Origin of the sequence: Paraburkholderia sp. SIMBA_053, assembly GCF_046534895.1 — a bacterium.
Lineage (GTDB): Bacteria > Pseudomonadota > Gammaproteobacteria > Burkholderiales > Burkholderiaceae > Paraburkholderia > Paraburkholderia caledonica.
The window spans coordinates 463,394-479,865 of record NZ_JAWRXU010000001.1 but is presented as its reverse complement, the minus strand read 5'-3'; the positions used below and the strand labels follow the sequence as shown (position 1 = coordinate 479,865).

The following is a 16,472-nucleotide window of genomic DNA, read 5'->3' as shown; positions in this document are numbered from 1 at the left end:
GAAGTATGGAGGAGAGCTTACGCGCGCCTGTCCTCATTTTGGGTACAGGCGCGCCACGATTCGATCCACGCTAACGGGCGTGCGGTTGGCCCATCACCGTGCTCAATCCGCGCTGCTCGCCACGTGCGAATGCTGACGCGTGTGCAGCGACGACGCGGCCAACTGGCATTCCTCGATCATCGCGCGGAAGGTCGGTGCCGAATGTGAAGCGGCAGTCGCACCCGCTCCGGTCTCATGCCCGTTTTCCGCGGTGCCGCCGACGCCGACCACGAGTGCCGCTCTCGGCCGCCATTGGCGTGTGCGTCGAAGCATATTGCGCAGATACGGCGGCGATTCCGGAGCGTCGAGCGTGACGATGCAGATGATCGGCGCATTCTTGTAGCTCGGCTCGTCGGCGTGCGCGCTGCGATAGCCCGAGTGCGTCGCCATGATCGGCGAAAAACCGAAGCGTCCGAGCAGTTGCACCGCGATGGCCGTCGTGACTTCGTCGAACGCGCCGCGTCCGGGCACGCAGAGCACCGCCGCTTTTTCGCTGTCACTCTGTGGTGAAGCATGCGCTCGCGCCGCACTGTCGTGCCGCTCGGAAAGATCCGCTGAGGAAGCCGCGACGAGCGCTTCTGGAGACTCGGCGCGGATCAGCCGGTCCGGCAGACCATCGGCGATTTCCAGATTTTCGACGATGTCCACCAGCGCTTCGTTCACGCGGGCCAACTGGTCCGGCATCAGCACGCCGCGCATCGCGTCGTTGCGCGCGAGCTTGAGCCCTTCGAGCGCGACGGTGTCGTAGTAGTCGATTAGCGACATCTCGCGCAGCAGACGCTCCGCCTGCACGATCGCCTCATGCGGATCGTCCGCAAGAAGCCGCTGATAGAAATTCTGCGCGGGCGTGAGCGCCGGCTGGTCGCCGAGCAGCACCGTGAGAAAGTTCAGACGATCGGCATAGCGCCCAAGCGTGACGACGCACAGCGTGAGCGGCGTGGACAGCACGAGGCCGATCGGCCCCCACAGCCAGCTCCAGAAAATCGCCGCGACAACCACTGCGAGCGGCGACAGCCCCGAACGGTGGCCATATAGCAGCGGCTCCGCGATCTGCCCGGCTACCACATCCACGACGATAAAAAGAATCAGTGTGTAGACCGCCATCGTCCATTGCGGCTGGATGGCTGCCGCGAGAAACACCGCGAGAATCGCCGCGATCCAGATGCCGATATATGGCACGAAGCGCAGCAGCGCCGCTATCACGCCGAACAGCAACGCGCCTGGCACGCCGATGATAGCGAGCCCGATGGCAATCACACCGCCTGCGCTCAGGTTCACGCCGAGTTGCGCGACAAAATAGCGGCTCAGGCGCACCGCGGCGTCGTTGATGGCTGTCGTCGTGCGATGCAAATCGCGAGAGCCGAAGAGGCTGATCAGGCGGTCGCGCAGGTCCTCGCGCTGCAGCAGAATGAAGATCGTGACCACCAGCACGATGAAGGTGGTTTCAATCGGCGCGATGGCTGGCGACAGCGCACGCTGCGCGAGTTGCAACGGCGTGGGCGAAGGCTCGTGGACTTCGACAGGCGTGGGCACAGCAGGGGCGTTGCGCGCGGCCCGGCCAGTGGGTCGCGGCGGCGGCTTCGAAGGCGCAACGCGTTGCAGCGTGGCCGCCGCGCGGCTCATCAGCGAATCGGCGCGGCCGATCGTTTTCTCCTGCACGGTTTCGATCTTGCGTTCGATGGCGACCTGGTACTGCGGCAGGTCGCCCGCCAGTTGAACGAGCTGCGCGCCGATCAGCGCCCCCACGGCGAGCAGTGCGGCCAGGGCGAACAGCACCGCGATGAAAATGGACGGAAACTGGCCCATATGCAGCCGCCGCAACATCTGCACGAGCGGCGCGAGCAGAAAACTGAGCAGCACGGAGAGCGTGATCGGAATCAGCACCGCGCGGCCGAAGTAAAGCGCGCAGACCACCACCACGCCGGTAATCACCGACGCGAGACCATGCAAACTCGGAGCGGCGGGCGGATAAACGCGGTTCGACCGCCCATGCGGCGGTAAGGATATTTTCATGAGCACACTGTCCGTTTGAGTGGCGCGGCCGCGTCCGCGGTCGCTTGTAGTCTCGCGCGCGGTAGATGCGGCGGCGGCACGGTGCCGTATGGGCCACTGCGGCTGAGCAAACCCTATGCCCGGATTGTAGGCGCTTTGCGTCGCGGTTCGCCAGAACTGCCCGCTCAGCCGATATGCATGCGCAGCAAGTCGAATACTAGCGAGCTTCCATAAAGCAGCAGGCCGATGAAGCCGCCGACCACGGTCCCGTTGATGCGGATATATTGCAGGTCCTTGCCAATGTTCAGTTCGATCTGCCGCGACATCTCATGCGGGTCCCAGTTCTTCACGGTGTCGCTGATATGCCGTGTGAGGAATTGCGCGAACTCGGGCGCCATTGCGCGTGCTGCGTCTTCGAGGTGATCGTTTAGCGACTGGCGCAGCGCCGGGTCGTTCGCGAGTTCGCGGCCCACCCATTGGCCCGCCGCGACGACTCGCGCATGCAACGCCGATTCGCTGCTTTGCAGATCGCGCTTGAGCCACGCGCGAAGTTCGCCCCACATGTCCTTCACATACAAGGCGAGCGCTTCGCCTTCCACCAGATAACGCTTGAATTCCTCGCCTTTTTCCAGAAAGGCCGGATCGCTTTTCAGCTTGACGATCAGCTTGTGCGCGGCGTCGTCGAACTTCTGGCGCAACTGGTGTGTGGGGTTTTCGCTGACCTGTTCGAGCATCCGGTTCACCGCGTTCGCGATAGTCTCGGCACCTTTCTCGCCGAGCCACGCGGAGGGCAGGATTTTTTCCATCTTCGGATATTCGCTCTTGACCCAATCGACAATACGTTCCGCAATGAACTGGCGCGCCTGCGGTTCGCGCAGCAATGCGACGACCTGTTCGATGCCCGCGTCGAGAAGTTCCTGGTGGCGGCCGTCTTTGGTGAGCGTGTCGAGAATCGAGCCCATTGACTGCGAGAGGTCGACCTTGGCGAGCACATCGCGCAATGCGTCCTTGATGAACACCTGAATCCGCACGTCGTCGGTCAGATCGAGAATGCCGCTCGTCAGTTTCACGACGTAATTGCCGAGGCGCGCGGTGTTGGCGGGCTCGGTCAGCCAGCGCGTGATGCTCTGTGCCGGATCGTGCTTCTTGATCAGACCGACGAGCGACGGCACGTCGAGAAACTTGTCCTGGACGAACACGGCGAGGTTGTCGGCAATCTTGTGCTTGTTGCGCGGAATGATCGCCGTGTGAGCCGATACCACTGGAATCGGCACGCGCCTGAACAGCGCAGCGACTGCGAACCAGTCGGCGAGCGCGCCGACCATCGCGGCTTCGGCCACCGCCTTGATACCGTCGATCCAGACGCCGCGCGGCATCAATGCCGTGACGACGAAAACGCAGGCCGCCGCGGCAAGGAGCAGCAGCGGCGTGCGTTTGGCCTTCTTCAGTTCGAGTGCTTTATTCATCGGCGAGAGAGCCAGGGTCCGGAAACGCGAGTTTAGCGCCGCGCGCCGCGCGGTGTGTAGGGCGAGTCGAGCCGCGCTGAATGATGCCGGATGATGGCGAATGACGTTGAAGAGCGCGGCATCGCGCCGCTTGAGCGCGATCCGGCCGTATCGGTCGCTGTTTGCGCCGCCGGCGCGGTAACATCGAGGGTTGAACCGCGGCGGCCTGAGCAGCATGCGCCGCGCGGCAATGCATTTGAACGCAATGGGAGGCACAGTGATCAGGTTTCTGCATACCGCAGACTGGCAAATCGGCACGCAGTTCGGTCAGTTCGAGCCGGAGGAGGCCGCGCATCTGGCACAGGCGCGCTTCGACACCGTGCGCCGCATCGCCGACGAAGCAGCCGCGCGCCAGGTCGACGCGGTGCTGGTGGCAGGCGACGTGTTCGATCTGCAGACGGTGTCCGATACGGTGATCCGCCGCCTGTTCGCCGCACTGCAAGCCTTCGCGGGCCCCTGGATCATGCTGCCTGGCAATCACGACGCGGCGCTCGTGGAAAGCGTCTGGACGCGTGCGCAGCGTCTCAATTGCGTGCCGCCCAACGTGCGCCTCGTGCTCGCACCCGGCGTCGTGTTGCTGGACGCATGCCGTTGCGCGGTGCTGTGCGCGCCGCTCACGCAGCGTATTACTTACGACGACACCACCGGCTTTTTCGATACCGTCGAGACGCCGGCGGGTTATCACCGTGTGGGCCTCGCGCATGGCAGCGTGAGCGGCATTCTGCAGGAAGGCATCGACTCCTCGAACCCGATTTCGCCGACGCGCGCCGCGAGCGCGCGTCTCGACTATCTCGCGCTCGGCGACTGGCACGGCCACTTTCGCGTCGACGAGCGCACCTGGTACGCGGGCACGCACGAGCAGGACCGTTTTCGCGCGAACGATCCCGGCTTCATGCTCGACGTCACGCTGAGCGAGCCCGGCGCACAGCCCGCGGTCGAGGCGGTGCGAGTCGGGCAATACCAGTGGCATCGCTGGGACGAAACGATTTCCGTGCCGACCGATGTGGATTCGCTGAAGACGCGCCTCGCCACGTTGGGCAGCAGCGACGTGCTGCGCGTATGGGTGAGCGGCACGGCCGCGCTGGCCGACGCCGAGGCGCTTCATGTCGCCGTCGAAGAGACCCGCGCGCGCGTGCGTGCCTTGCGTGTCGATCTGAGCGGTTTGCAGGTGCTGCCCACTACAGAGGATCTCGCAGAACTCGGCGCGCAAAGCGGCTATCTGGCAAAAGTCGTCGCGCGTTTGCGAGGCATGCAGGAGGACCCGCAGTCGGACCCGCAACAGGTCAAGCGCGCGGCAGAGGCATTATTGCTGCTGGCGCGGTTTCAACGTGAATTGCCGCGCGAAGCGAGGTCCGCATGAAGCTTCAGAGCATCGCAATAGAGGAATTCAAACAGTTCACCGGGCGTCTTTTTATCGACGACCTGCAGCCCGGCCTCAATCTTTTCGTGGGACCGAACGAGGCCGGTAAGAGCACGATTGCCGAGGCCGTGCGTGCGGTATTTCTCGAACGCTACAAGGCCTCGCATCTGAAGGAATTGCTGCCTTGGGGCAAGGCGAGCGGGCAGCCGTCGGTCGAGGTGAGCTTCGATCTCGATGGCGTTGCGTGCCGCCTGTCGAAGCAGTTCGTCACGCGTCAGCGCTGTGAGTTGAAGATCGGCCAGGCCGTTTTCGGCGAAGACGAAGCGGAAGACAAGCTCGCCGCACTGCTCGGCTTTTCGCGTGCCGCGCGCGGGCCGTTGAAGGCAGAAAACGCGGGCGTTCCGGGGCTGCTATGGGTGCAGCAGGGCGGCACGCAGGATATGCGCGACTCGACCGGTCACGCGGCGCAGTATCTGCGCGATGCGTTGTCGCAATTGTCCGGCAGCCGCGAATCGGCGGGCGAGGATGCGTTGATCGCCGCCGTGCAACGCGAGCTTCGGCAACTGCTGACCGCACGCACGCAGAAATCCACGGGGCCGCTGGCGGAAGCCGAAGCCGCGCTCGCCGCGCTGATCGCGGAGCGTGACGATCTAAACCGGCAGCGCGAACAGTTCGATGAAAACATCGCGCGGCTTGCCGCGCAGCAGCAGGCCTTCGAGGAAACCGAACGCAAACGGCCGTGGGAACTCCACGAGGAGAAGGCCGTGCTCGCGCAAAAACGCGCCGATGCGGCTGCGGAACTCGAGCGCAGCGTAGACCAACTCGCGCAGGCGTTGAAAGTCAGCGAGGCTGAACTCGCGCTACCGTTGCAGCACGAACAGGCCGCGGTGGAACTGGAAACAGCGGTGATGCGTGAACGTCAGCAACTCGACACGGCGCGCGCGAACGTGGCGGCGGTCGAAACCGGATATGCGCAGGCGGCAACCCGCGTCGCGCAACTTGAGCAGGCTTTTACCGATGCAAACCGCGCGCTTGAACTGGCGAATGCGGCGGTGAGTGCCGCGGATCTGCGCAACCAGATCGGTCTTCATCGTGCTGAACTGGAACGGCTCGAAACGGCGATTGCCGCCGCGAGCGAAGCCAACGAAGCGCTCGTAGCAGCCGCGCGCGCCGCAGCCGCCCTTGAAATAGACGAGGCGAAGCTCAAGCGCCTTGCATCGCTCGATGCGTCGCTGACCGTGTTGCGTGCGCGCACCGAAGCGGCCATGACGCGCATCGAATATCGGCTTAGCGGCGCGATTACGGTGGGCGATGCGTCCATCAGCGGCACGGGCGTATTGCGTGTCGACGAAGAAAAGCGGATTGGCCTCGGCGAGCTTGGTGAACTGCACGTGATTCCGGGCGTTTCGGATCTGTCCGCGCGACTGTCGGAACTCGCCGCGCTCGAAGCGCAGCATGCGCAGTTGTTGCAAGCGCTCGGCGTCGCTTCGCTTGCCGAAGCCGAATCGAGGCACGAACAGTGGAAGGCGCTCGTCGCGCAGCAGAAAAGTTACGCGAAGGTGCTGGAAGCGTACGCGCCGCAGGGCATCGACGCGCTGCGCGCCGCGTTGGCTTCGGCCACCGCGCGATCGCAGGCCGCCAACGAGCGTTTGACGAGTTTGCCCGACGTCTCGGCCGCGCTGCCGCTCGACGAAGCGCGGCGCAGCGCCGAAATCGCAGCCTCCGCGCTGGAGAGTGCCCGCAAGATACTGAACGAGGCAACCGAGAAGCGTTCCACCGGCATTGCGACGGCTGAATCGCTCGCGCTCCAATTGCAGCGCAAGGAAGCGCAACTGAGCGACCCGGCGTTCTGCCGCAACCGCGCGCAGTGGCAGGCGAAGATCGTCGAACAACGTGTGCAGGTCGAGGCGCTGACGAAGCAGCGCGAAGCGCGGGCGCGCGAACTCGAAGCCGTGCGTCTGGACGACCCGGCGACCGAGGCGAAGCGCTATCGCGCGTCGGCGGAACTTGCGCGTCAGGACCAGCACGAGCGGCAGGTCAGCATCGCGCGTTTGCGCAGCCAGCTGGAGACCGTGGGCGCGTCAGGGCTCGGCGAGCGTCTTGCAGCGCTCGACGCAAAAGTGGAACAGGCCACCCGCCGCAAAGAGGAGCTGAGCTTGCGCGCCGGCGCGTTGAGTTTGCTCGACGAAGTGCTCGTCGCGGAACGCGATGCGGCGGTCGCCCAATTGCGTGCGCCGTTGACGGAACGGCTCGGCCACTATCTGAAGCGGATCTTCCCGCAATCGACCATCGCGCTCGGCGACGATCTGAGTCCCGCGACGCTCGATCGTTTTGGCCGCGCAGACACGCTCGAAGCGCTGAGCTTCGGCACGCGCGAGCAACTCGGCATTCTCACGCGGCTCGCGTATGCCGATCTGCTGAAGGCGTCCGGCCGGCCCACGTTGCTGATGCTCGACGATGCGGCTGTGCATACCGACGCCGCACGGCGGGATGCGATCAAGCGGGCGCTGATCGACGCTGCCACGCGGCATCAGATTCTGGTGTTCACCTGTCATCCGGAACTGTGGGACGACCTGGGCGTGAGGCAGCGCGCGATCGACGATATGAAGGCCGCGGCGTAGCTACTCGTCGTGGCTTACTCGTACCAGCGCGGCGTGTAGACCCACTGCGCGCCCCTGGTGAAGCGGCGCGTGGTGGAGGAGCCCACGATCAGCATCGTGCGCATATCGACATCCGCTGAGCGCAGTTCGCCTAAGGTTACCGCGCGCAGCGTTGCGCCCGGTCTGCCGATGTCGCGGCCGAGCACGACCTGCGTATGCGCCGCGCGATATTCACGAACGATATCGAGCGCCTTATCGAGTTGCCACGGACGTGCGCGCGAAATCGGGTTGTAGAACGCCATGACGAGGTCCGCTTGCGCGGCATGTCGCAAGCGTTTCTCGATGATGCTCCAGGGCTTCAGGTTATCCGACAGCGACAGCATGCAGAAGTCGTGGCCGAGCGGCGCGCCGGCTTGCGCGGCGGTAGCCATTGCCGCCGATACACCCGGCACGATGCTGAGCTCGACAGCGGCCCAAGCGCTGTCCTCAGAGGCGTCGAGCGCTTCGAGCACAGCCGCGGCCATCGCGAACACGCCGGGGTCGCCGGACGACACCATCACCACTGACCGTCCCGTGCTCGCGAGTTCGAACGCATGGCGCGCGCGCTGCATTTCCTCGCGATTATCGGTGCCGTGCACGCGTTGGCCGGCGCGCAGCGGGCCGGCCATTTTCACGTACGTCTCATAGCCGAGAATATCGGTGGCCTGGTCGAGCGCCTTACGCGCCGCGGGCACCATCAGTTCCGCGCTGCCGGGGCCGAGGCCGATCACCGTCAGCCGGCCGCGCGCCCGTCCTATCGTGCCGGGATCGACCGCGAGCGGCGATAGAGCGAGGGCGATGCCTTGCACATGATCGTCGTGCAACGTCTCGTAGGGAATGCGCAGGGCGGCGCGTAAAAGGCTGGCCGGTGATTCGCCGATTGCGGCGTCGCAACCCGTAAAACGCAGCGGCACGTTCAGCAGCGCGGCCGCTTCGGCAAGCGCCGGTTCTGCCATGTGTTCCGATGAGCCAAGCAACGCGGCAAGCGAAAGAGACGCGAGGCCGTGCGCTTCGAGTGAGTTGCGCACACGAGCCGCGATTTCGGGGGCGGCGTTCTTGTCTGCGGTTGATGTCGCGGCGCTGTTCGCCTGTGCGGGCGTTGAAGCGACAGCCTCAAGCGTCACCGCTGCGACCACACTGCGAGGGTGAATCACAAGCTCGTCGTCGCGTCCATTCCACGCGCGCGGCGTGATGCGAATCGCCAGCCGCGCCGATGGCGAGCGCGGCAGTTGCGCATCGTCGAGCCACGGCGCGTCGCCTTCGACCCGCGTGCTTTCGCCGGCGAGCAGGTCCGACACGAAACGCTTACCCTGGCCGATATCGGCAAGCGCATAACCATCCGGCGGATTGAGCACACAGGTGCCGAACCGCAACTCGCCACTCGTGGTAATTGCAGGCGATATGGCAAGTGCGGCGGCAATCTCGCGCGCCATCACGTTGACGCCGGCAAGGCCGCCGAGCAACGGCACGACGGCGCTGCCGTCTTCGGCGACGGCGAGCACCGGCGGCTCGGCGCCCTTGTTCGACAGCAGCGGCGCCACGCAGCGAATCACGATGCCGGCCGCGCACAGCGCGACAATCGGCGTGCCGCGTGCATAGAGGTCGCGCAGATGCGGGCTCAGTTCGGCGTACGCGACGTCGGCTTCAACGCGGCCTTGCAGCGCATGCACCTGCGAATCCGCATACAGCGTCTGAATGCGCCGCGCGGTATCCAGCGCGCCCGCGCCGAGAATGACGATGGCGGGCGGCATCATCCTTGCCATTTTTCCCCCGGCACGACGAGCAGCGAGAAATACGGCGACGCCATCGGGTCCACTTCGGCGAGCGGGACGATACGCTGGTTGCCCATCGTCGCCCGCTCGACGTACAGCGCGCGGTGCGCGAGTCCGAGTTCGCCGAGCACGCGCCGCACCTTGTCGAAATTGCGTCCGAGTTTCATCACGACAGCGGCGTCTGCATCCGCAAGACGGCGGCGCAGTTCGTCTTCCGGCAGTACGCCCGAGAGCACCGACAGGCTCTGGTTGCGATATACGAGCGGCGCACCGAGCACGGCCGCGCCGCCTAGCATCGAGCAGACGCCCGGCACCACTTCGCTCTCGTAGCGCGCCGCGAGCCGGTCGTGCAGATACATGTACGAGCCGTAGAAGAACGGATCGCCTTCGCAGATCACGGCGACGTCGCGCCCCGCATCCAGATGTGCCCCGACTATGTCAGCCGCAGTGTCGTAGAAGTCGGCAATGATCGCTTCATACGACAGAGGCGGCTCAAGCGCTTCGGTCGTGACGGGATACACGAGCGGCAGTTGCTGCTGCGTGTCGTGCAAATGCGCCTCGATGATGCTGAACGCGTTGCCCTTCTTGCCCTTCGCGACGAAGTAGGCGACCACGGCCGCTGCCTTGAGCAGACGCAATGCCTTTAGCGTGATGAGTTCCGGGTCTCCTGGACCGACACCGAGTCCATATAGACGCCCTGCACGTTGTTGCGCCGTCATTTATTCGATCTCCGTTGCGAGCGCGTTGACAGCGGCCGCAGCCATCGCACTGCCGCCGCGCCGGCCATGCACGACGACATACGGCACGCCACGGCTATTCTCTGCGAGCATCGCTTTCGATTCCGCCGCGCCGACAAAGCCGACCGGAAAGCCCAGAATCAGCGCGGGCTTCGGCGCACCGGCGTCGAGCATATCGAGCAGATGGAAGAGGGCAGTCGGCGCATTGCCGATCACGACGACGCTGCCGCCCAGATGCGGGCGCCACAATTCGAGCGCGGCGGCGGAACGCGTATTGCCGAGTTCGCGGGCGAGTGCAGGCACTCGTTCATGTGTGAGCGTGCAGATCACGTCGTTGTTCACCGGCAACCGCGCGCGCGTGATGCCTTGCGCCACCATGCCGGCGTCGCAGAGAATCGGCGCGCCTTGCGCGAGCGCCGTGCGGCCTGCTGTGCCGGCATGTTCGGAGAACGCGAGATCGTCGATCACATCGACCATCCCGCACGCGTGGATTACGCGCACCGCGAGTTTTTCGAGGTCGGCAGGAATGCGCGACAGGTCGGCTTCGGCGCGGATCGTCGCGAAAGACTGGCGATAGATCTCCTGACCGTCGCGAATGTAATCAAGCATCGGTGTCACTCATGTGTCGCTTCGAACAAGGCGCGCGATCGTGTCGGCGGCCTGTTCGACTGTCAGTTGGCGCGCGACGCATCGACCGAAGCCGGGGCCCTGGTCGCGTCGAAAAAGGTCGTACATGCCCGGCGCCGCAGCGAGCAGCGTAAACGGCGCGCAATGCGCGGCAGCACATGAGCGCGGGCATCCGCTCAAATGCACGTCGACGCTGGCGGGTAGGCGCTTCGCGAGATTCAATGCGTCGGCTTTGGTATCCGCGAGGCCTTTCGCGCAGCCAGTGGAACCGGCGCACGCGATCAGGTGTGTGATGGCTTCGGCGCAATCGCATGCGAGGCCCAGCGCGTTCAGCGCGGCAAGCACAACGGGCACTGAGAGCGTCCGGATATCGGGCAGCAGCACGCTTTGCCACGGCGTGATGCGCAGCGTGCCGTCGCCATGTTGTTGCGCGAGCGCGGCGAGGCCGTGCAGCGTGGCCGCATCGATACGGCCGAGCGGCGGTTGACCGCCGGCATGCCATGTATCCGCGGCGCGTTGCGCATGTGCGCCGAGGCGCAGCGAGGCATCGGCGGTCGTGCTGCGACGCCAGCCGCCGAGCGTCGCGTCGCGTGTCAATGGAAAATCCACGTAGGTTTGCGCATGCTGCAATATCGCGTCCGCCGAATGCGTGTCGAGCAGATGACGCATACGCGTGGCGTCGGCAGCGGCAAGATCGAGAAACGTATGCAGCAACGCGCGCACGAGCGCCGGAACTTGCGACGGCAGCACCGAGGCCAACGCGCCTGTCGCATCCGCATGCAATCTTTCGGACGAGTTCGCAGCGTTGCCTGATGATGGTGACTTCCCGCCGATGTGCGTGTTTGCGCTCGCGTTTGCATCCACGGTCGGGCAGCCCGCGAGCCCGAACACGAAGCGCACCGCTCCGGCCGAATCTTGTGCTGCCGCGAGCCACACGTCATGCGGGTGGTCCACTCTCGCGAGCCGCTCGCCGCCGTCGACCAATAACGCGAATTTCGGCGATAGTGCCGCGAAACGCGCTTCACTTTGCAGCAGCGTGAGAAGGGCGGTGCACAGAGGTCTGGTGTCGAACAGTGCGCATGGGTCGCGTCCGGCAGTGGGGCTGATCATGACGTTGCGCACGTCGTCAGCGGCGGCTGCATCGAGTGCGTGCGCGTTTCGATCGCGATCGCGATCGCGATCGTGACCGTGATCGTGATCGTCTTCGGCGGAATCGGTCGGCGCTCTATCGCCCATTCTTTCAGAGCCGCTTGCAGCGCCCGGTCCGAGCCCCGCATCGATCAGCGTGGCGACCAGCGCAGCTTCATGGCCGGCCCGAACACCGCGCAATTGCAGATTCGCGCGATTCGTCAGTTCGATCACACCCGCCGTATGCTGCGCGCTCGCGTTGGCGACCGCCTCGGCCTGAGCCGCGCTCAATTCGCCGCCTGGCAGCTTGATCCGACAAATGCCGCCGTCGCGCGCCGCCACGATCCGCAGCAGGCCCGGACACGCCGAGGGCCGCAGCGCAGATGCCGCGTCGGCCAAGAGAGTGGAGGGCGAAGCTGGATTCAAGACGGACACCGGGTTAGCGTCGCGCGACGGCCCGAGCAAGCGGTCAAAACGGCATTGCTGCGGCATCGGTACACCCCGCCCGATGTTGGCTGGCACGAACAGTCTGGCCGGCAGGTCTCCTGGCTGGCAGGTCGTCGTCCGCTGCGGCCTTCCCGGTTGAACCAGTGGCGCCAAGCGCAGGCGGACTCGCTGCATACAGTTGCGGGGGCAGCCACAGCGGCAATCTTCCCGCTGTGTTCCCTGTTAGGCCCCGAAGGGCACCGGCGGCTGTATTATGCCCTTTTTCGGATAGCACAACGAGGCTGGACGCTTTGACCGGCGTGGCGCAGTGCATTGTTTGAGATACAAAATGAGGAAGGGTGCATGTCGGCGTGGCTGACGGTAGTGGGCATTGGCGACGACGGCTTCGCCGGTTTGGGGCGGCCCGCACGGCGTGCGTTGCTCGAGGCGTCGGTGATTTACGGCGGCGAACGTCATCTGTCGATGTTGCCCGCGCGGCTGGCGGCGCGGCGCGCCGAGTGGCCGCGCCCATTCGATCTCGCGCCGCTTCTGGCCGAGCGCGGCGGTTCGGTGTGCGTGCTGGCGAGCGGCGATCCGATGCTGTTCGGCGTCGGCGCGACGCTGGCTCGACAGTTGCCGCCCAGTGAACTGCGCGTGTTGCCCGCGCCGTCGTCGTTATCGCTCGCGGCGGCGCGGCTCGGCTGGCCGTTGCAGGATGTGGCCATGGTGTCGGTAGTTGGGCGGCCGTTGCCCACGCTGAACGCTTATTTGCATGACCGCGCGCGCGTGTTCGTGCTCAGCGCGGACGGGCGCACACCCGCCGCGCTTGCCGACCTGCTGAGCGCGCGAGGTTTCGGCGCAACGCGGATGACCGTGTTCGAACACCTTGGCGGCGACGACGAGCGGCGCATCGACGGCCGTGCGGATCAATGGTCCCCGGGCGATGTCGCCGCGCTGAACCTGGTCGCGCTCGAATGCCGCGCCACCGAAGGCGCGCCGCGCCTGCCGCTCACCTGCGGTCTGCCCGACGACGCGTTCCGTCACGACGGCCAGCTCACCAAACGCGATGTGCGAGCGATCACGCTCGCGCGACTCGCACCGACGCCCGGCGAATTGTTGTGGGACGTGGGTGCGGGCAGCGGCTCGATCGGCATCGAGTGGATGCGCGCGCATCCGACTTGCCGGGCGATCGCCATCGAAGGGCACGCGGAGCGTCAGCGCTTCATCGAGCACAATCGCGATGCGTTGGGCGTGCCGGGTTTGCAACTCGTGGCGGCCCGCGCGCCGCAAGCGCTCGAAGGGTTGGCCGCGCCGCATGCGGTGTTTATCGGCGGCGGCGTGACGGTGCCCGGCGTGCTCGAAGGGTGCTGGGACAATTTGCGCGACGGCGGCCGGCTGGTCGCGAACGCGGTCACGCTGCAAGGCGAGGCGGCGCTCGCTGCATGGCGTGACAAACATGGCGGCACGCTCACGCGAATTGCGCTTGCGGACGCTCAGCCGCTCGGTGGCTTCGATACGTGGCGGCAAGCGCTGCCGATCACCTTGTACGATGTGGTGAAGCGTTGCGCTGCCGATGGCGTCCATAGTGTTGCCGATAACACCAACGCTGCTTCATCGGCGTGACGCTCATGCGCGACGAAACGCCTGAACAACCCGCACCGCTGCGCAGCGGCTACACGACCGGCAGTTGCGCAACCGCCACGTCGCTGGCGGCCGCGCGTCTGCTGCTCGCGGGTGTGGTCAGCGAGGTGGCCGAAATCGTGTTGCCCAAGGGCCAGCATGTGCCGATGCCGCTCGTCTTCTGCCGGTTGACCGATGACGGCGCCGAAGCGGGCACGATCAAGGATGCCGGCGACGATCCCGATGTCACGCACGGCGCCGTGGTGTTCGCGCGCGTGCGTCTGGTCCCTGAGCCAGGTGTGGTGTTCCGCGCCGGGCCGGGCGTGGGCACGGTGACGCGTGCGGGGTTGACGCTCGCCGTCGGCGAACCGGCGATCAACCCGGTGCCGCGCAAAATGATGAGCGAGCATCTTGCAGAACTCGCTGCCGAGCATGCCTATGGCGGCGGTTTCGAAGTGACGATTGGCGTTGAGGACGGCGAAGCGCTCGCGCTCAAAACGATGAACCCGCGGCTCGGGATTGTGGGCGGCCTGTCGATATTGGGCACGACCGGCATCGTGCGGCCGTTTTCGTGCTCGGCCTACATCGCGTCGATTCATCAGGGCATCGACGTTGCGCGCGCTAACGGCTACATGCATCTCGCCGCGTGTACAGGTAATGCAAGCGAAGACGCGATGCGCTCGCACTACGCATTACCCGATATCGCGCTGATCGAAATGGGCGACTTCGTCGGCGCGGTGCTCAAACATATGAAGCGCGCGCCGGTCGAGCGCCTGAGTATTTGCGGCGGCTTCGGCAAGCTGAGCAAGCTCGCGGCGGGCCATCTCGATCTGCATAGCCGCAACTCGAGCATCGATCTTGAACGGCTCGCCGCATGGGCCGCCGAACAGGGCGCCGACGACGCGTTGCAATCCGCGATCCGCGCGGCCAATACGAGTCAGCAAGCGGTCGCGCTAGCGCACGCGGAGCAGGTGCCGCTCGGCGATATTGTCTGTGCGCACGCGCTTGCCGTCGCACGCGAAATCGTGCCGCCGCAGGTGAACGTGGAGATGTTCGCGATCGACCGCGCGGGGAAGCTGATCGGAGTCGCGCGATGACAAAGGTTCTGCTGCTCGGCGGCACCGGCGACGCTTTACGCATTGCCCGCCAACTTACTTCCGTCGACGTGTACAGTCTCGCGGGACTCGGCAAGGTGCCCGACGATCTGCCATGCAGCGTGCGGGTCGGCGGCTTCGGCGGCAGCGAAGGCATGGCACGGTATATCGCAGATGAAGAGATCGGCCTCGTGATCGATGCGACGCATCCGTACGCGGCGCAGATCAGTGGGAATGCTGTGAATGCGGCCCGTCACGCGGGCGTGCCGTGTTGGGCGCTGCGTCGACCGGCGTGGCAGCCGCGCGCCGGCGACGACTGGCGCATGGTCGACGGCTGGGACGAACTCACCATGGCGCTCGCGCCGTTCAAGCGACCGCTCTTCACGCTCGGACGCGAACCGCTCTCGCATCTCGACGAGATTCCGCCACATCAATTCTGGCTCGTGCGCTGTCTCGACTCGCACGAAGACACGGAACGCGCCCGCATAATCGCGGCACGCGGACCGTTTACGCTCGAAGGCGAGCGTGCGCTCTTCGCGCTGCAACACGTCGACGTCGTAGTCAGCAAAAATAGCGGCGGCAGTGCGACCGAGGCCAAGCTTGAAGTCGCACGTGAGCGCCGCCTGCCTGTCGTGATGCTGCGTCGACCTTCATTGCCCGCGGCGGATCGTGAATTCGAAAGCGTGGCGGAGTTGCTTGACGCGCTGCATCTGTCACGTTGAGTCGTCCGCTTGAATCAATGGAGTATTGAATGACGGTGTTTTTTATCGGCGCGGGTCCTGGCGATCCGGAGCTGATCACGGTGAAGGGGCAGCGTCTCGTGCGCAGTTGTCCCGTGATTCTCTACGCAGGTTCGTTAGTGCCGGCTGCGGTGCTCGAAGGGCATTCGGCGGCGCAGGTGGTGAACACGGCCGAACTCGACCTCGACCAGATCGTGGCGTTACTAAAAAGCGCGCACGATAAACGTCAGCACGTAGCGCGCGTGCACTCCGGCGACCCTTCGCTGTACGGCGCGATCGGCGAACAGATTCGCAGGTTGCGCGAGCTTGCAATTCCCTACGAAATCGTACCGGGCGTGACCGCGACCGCTGCTTGCGCGGCGGCGCTCGGCTGCGAACTCACATTGCCAGACATTTCGCAGACGCTGATTCTCACGCGCTACGCGACCAAAACCACGATGCCTGAGGGCGAACAGCTTGCCGATCTGGCGCGGCATCGTGCGACGATGGCCATTCATCTCGGCGTGCGGCACCTTGCGCGCATCGTCGAAGAACTGCGGCCGCATTATGGCGGCGCATGTCCGATCGCGGTGATCTATCGCGCGAGTTGGCCGGACGAGGAAAAGATCACGGGCACACTCGACGACATTCTCGGGAAGGTCCAGTCCACGCAGATCGAGCGCACCGCGTTGATTCTGGTCGGACAGGTGCTCGCGGCCGAAGGCTTTGCGAATTCGACGCTGTACGCGAAAGCCTGACGTATCGGAAGGCTTTCGATTGCATTCGCGCGTCGGCCATTCGACATACACGTCCG

At 65.2% G+C, this 16,472-nt stretch carries 12 protein-coding genes and 1 riboswitch; of the genes, 6 read left to right on the top strand and 6 right to left on the bottom strand.

Annotated features, from left to right (window positions below; all coding sequences use genetic code 11):
* Positions 1 to 102 precede the first annotated feature (102 nt).
* Complete coding sequence (locus SB753_RS02195) at positions 103 to 2,052, bottom strand: AI-2E family transporter (protein ID WP_410798753.1); 1,950 nt, start codon at positions 2,050 to 2,052, stop codon at positions 103 to 105.
* A 164-nt stretch (positions 2,053 to 2,216) separates the two neighbouring features.
* On the bottom strand, positions 2,217 to 3,497 hold the full coding sequence (locus SB753_RS02190) for a DUF445 domain-containing protein (RefSeq protein WP_204521519.1): 1,281 nt from the start codon (positions 3,495 to 3,497) through the stop codon (positions 2,217 to 2,219).
* 256 nt (positions 3,498 to 3,753) lie between these two features.
* Between SB753_RS02190 and SB753_RS02185 the strand changes: the two genes are divergently transcribed.
* Both SB753_RS02185 and SB753_RS02180 read left to right on the top strand, forming a co-directional pair.
* A complete protein-coding gene (locus SB753_RS02185) occupies positions 3,754 to 4,896 on the top strand; it encodes an exonuclease SbcCD subunit D (RefSeq protein ID WP_392393540.1) in 1,143 nt (380 codons plus the stop codon).
* Positions 4,893 to 7,517, top strand: a complete 2,625-nt coding sequence (locus tag SB753_RS02180) for an AAA family ATPase (protein ID WP_410798751.1) — start codon at positions 4,893 to 4,895, stop codon at positions 7,515 to 7,517. Before SB753_RS02185 ends, SB753_RS02180 begins: the two co-directional genes overlap by 4 nt.
* A 14-nt stretch (positions 7,518 to 7,531) precedes the next feature.
* On the opposite strand, the gene cobJ is transcribed toward SB753_RS02180, so the two are convergent.
* The 4 genes from cobJ to cobG are packed head-to-tail and all read right to left on the bottom strand — an operon-like array spanning position 7,532 to position 12,234.
* Positions 7,532 to 9,289 carry a precorrin-3B C(17)-methyltransferase gene (cobJ, locus tag SB753_RS02175; protein ID WP_410799599.1) on the bottom strand — a complete coding sequence of 586 codons (1,758 nt, stop codon included), beginning with the start codon at positions 9,287 to 9,289 and terminating at the stop codon, positions 7,532 to 7,534.
* Complete coding sequence (locus SB753_RS02170; RefSeq protein WP_020067897.1) at positions 9,286 to 10,026, bottom strand: precorrin-2 C(20)-methyltransferase; 741 nt, start codon at positions 10,024 to 10,026, stop codon at positions 9,286 to 9,288. Before SB753_RS02170 ends, cobJ begins: the two co-directional genes overlap by 4 nt.
* Complete coding sequence (locus SB753_RS02165) at positions 10,027 to 10,653, bottom strand: precorrin-8X methylmutase (protein WP_410798749.1); 627 nt, start codon at positions 10,651 to 10,653, stop codon at positions 10,027 to 10,029. It abuts the gene before it with no gap.
* Between the two features lie 9 nt (positions 10,654 to 10,662).
* Positions 10,663 to 12,234 carry a precorrin-3B synthase gene (gene cobG, locus SB753_RS02160; RefSeq protein ID WP_410799597.1) on the bottom strand — a complete coding sequence of 524 codons (1,572 nt, stop codon included), beginning with the start codon at positions 12,232 to 12,234 and terminating at the stop codon, positions 10,663 to 10,665.
* A gap of 82 nt (positions 12,235 to 12,316) precedes the next feature.
* A riboswitch (cobalamin riboswitch) is annotated at positions 12,317 to 12,505 on the bottom strand.
* Positions 12,506 to 12,588: 83 nt separating this feature from the next.
* On the opposite strand from cobG, the gene cbiE reads away from it, so the two are divergent.
* Genes cbiE through cobM form a run of 4 tightly spaced genes read left to right on the top strand, consistent with a single transcriptional unit; the run spans position 12,589 to position 16,416 of the window.
* Positions 12,589 to 13,848, top strand: a complete 1,260-nt coding sequence (gene cbiE, locus SB753_RS02155; protein WP_410798747.1) for a precorrin-6y C5,15-methyltransferase (decarboxylating) subunit CbiE — start codon at positions 12,589 to 12,591, stop codon at positions 13,846 to 13,848.
* Positions 13,849 to 13,853: 5 nt separating this feature from the next.
* Positions 13,854 to 14,942 (top strand): cobalt-precorrin-5B (C(1))-methyltransferase, encoded by a 1,089-nt coding sequence (locus SB753_RS02150; protein ID WP_020067893.1) that lies wholly within the window; start codon positions 13,854 to 13,856, stop codon positions 14,940 to 14,942.
* The gene (locus SB753_RS02145) at positions 14,939 to 15,661 is read left to right on the top strand and encodes a cobalt-precorrin-6A reductase (protein WP_087754844.1); all 723 of its coding nucleotides are present in this window, start codon (positions 14,939 to 14,941) and stop codon (positions 15,659 to 15,661) included. The genes SB753_RS02150 and SB753_RS02145 overlap by 4 nt, the downstream gene beginning before the upstream one ends.
* Before the next feature lie 29 nt (positions 15,662 to 15,690).
* The gene (gene cobM, locus SB753_RS02140) at positions 15,691 to 16,416 is read left to right on the top strand and encodes a precorrin-4 C(11)-methyltransferase (RefSeq protein WP_410798745.1); all 726 of its coding nucleotides are present in this window, start codon (positions 15,691 to 15,693) and stop codon (positions 16,414 to 16,416) included.
* Positions 16,417 to 16,472: the final 56 nt, after the last annotated feature.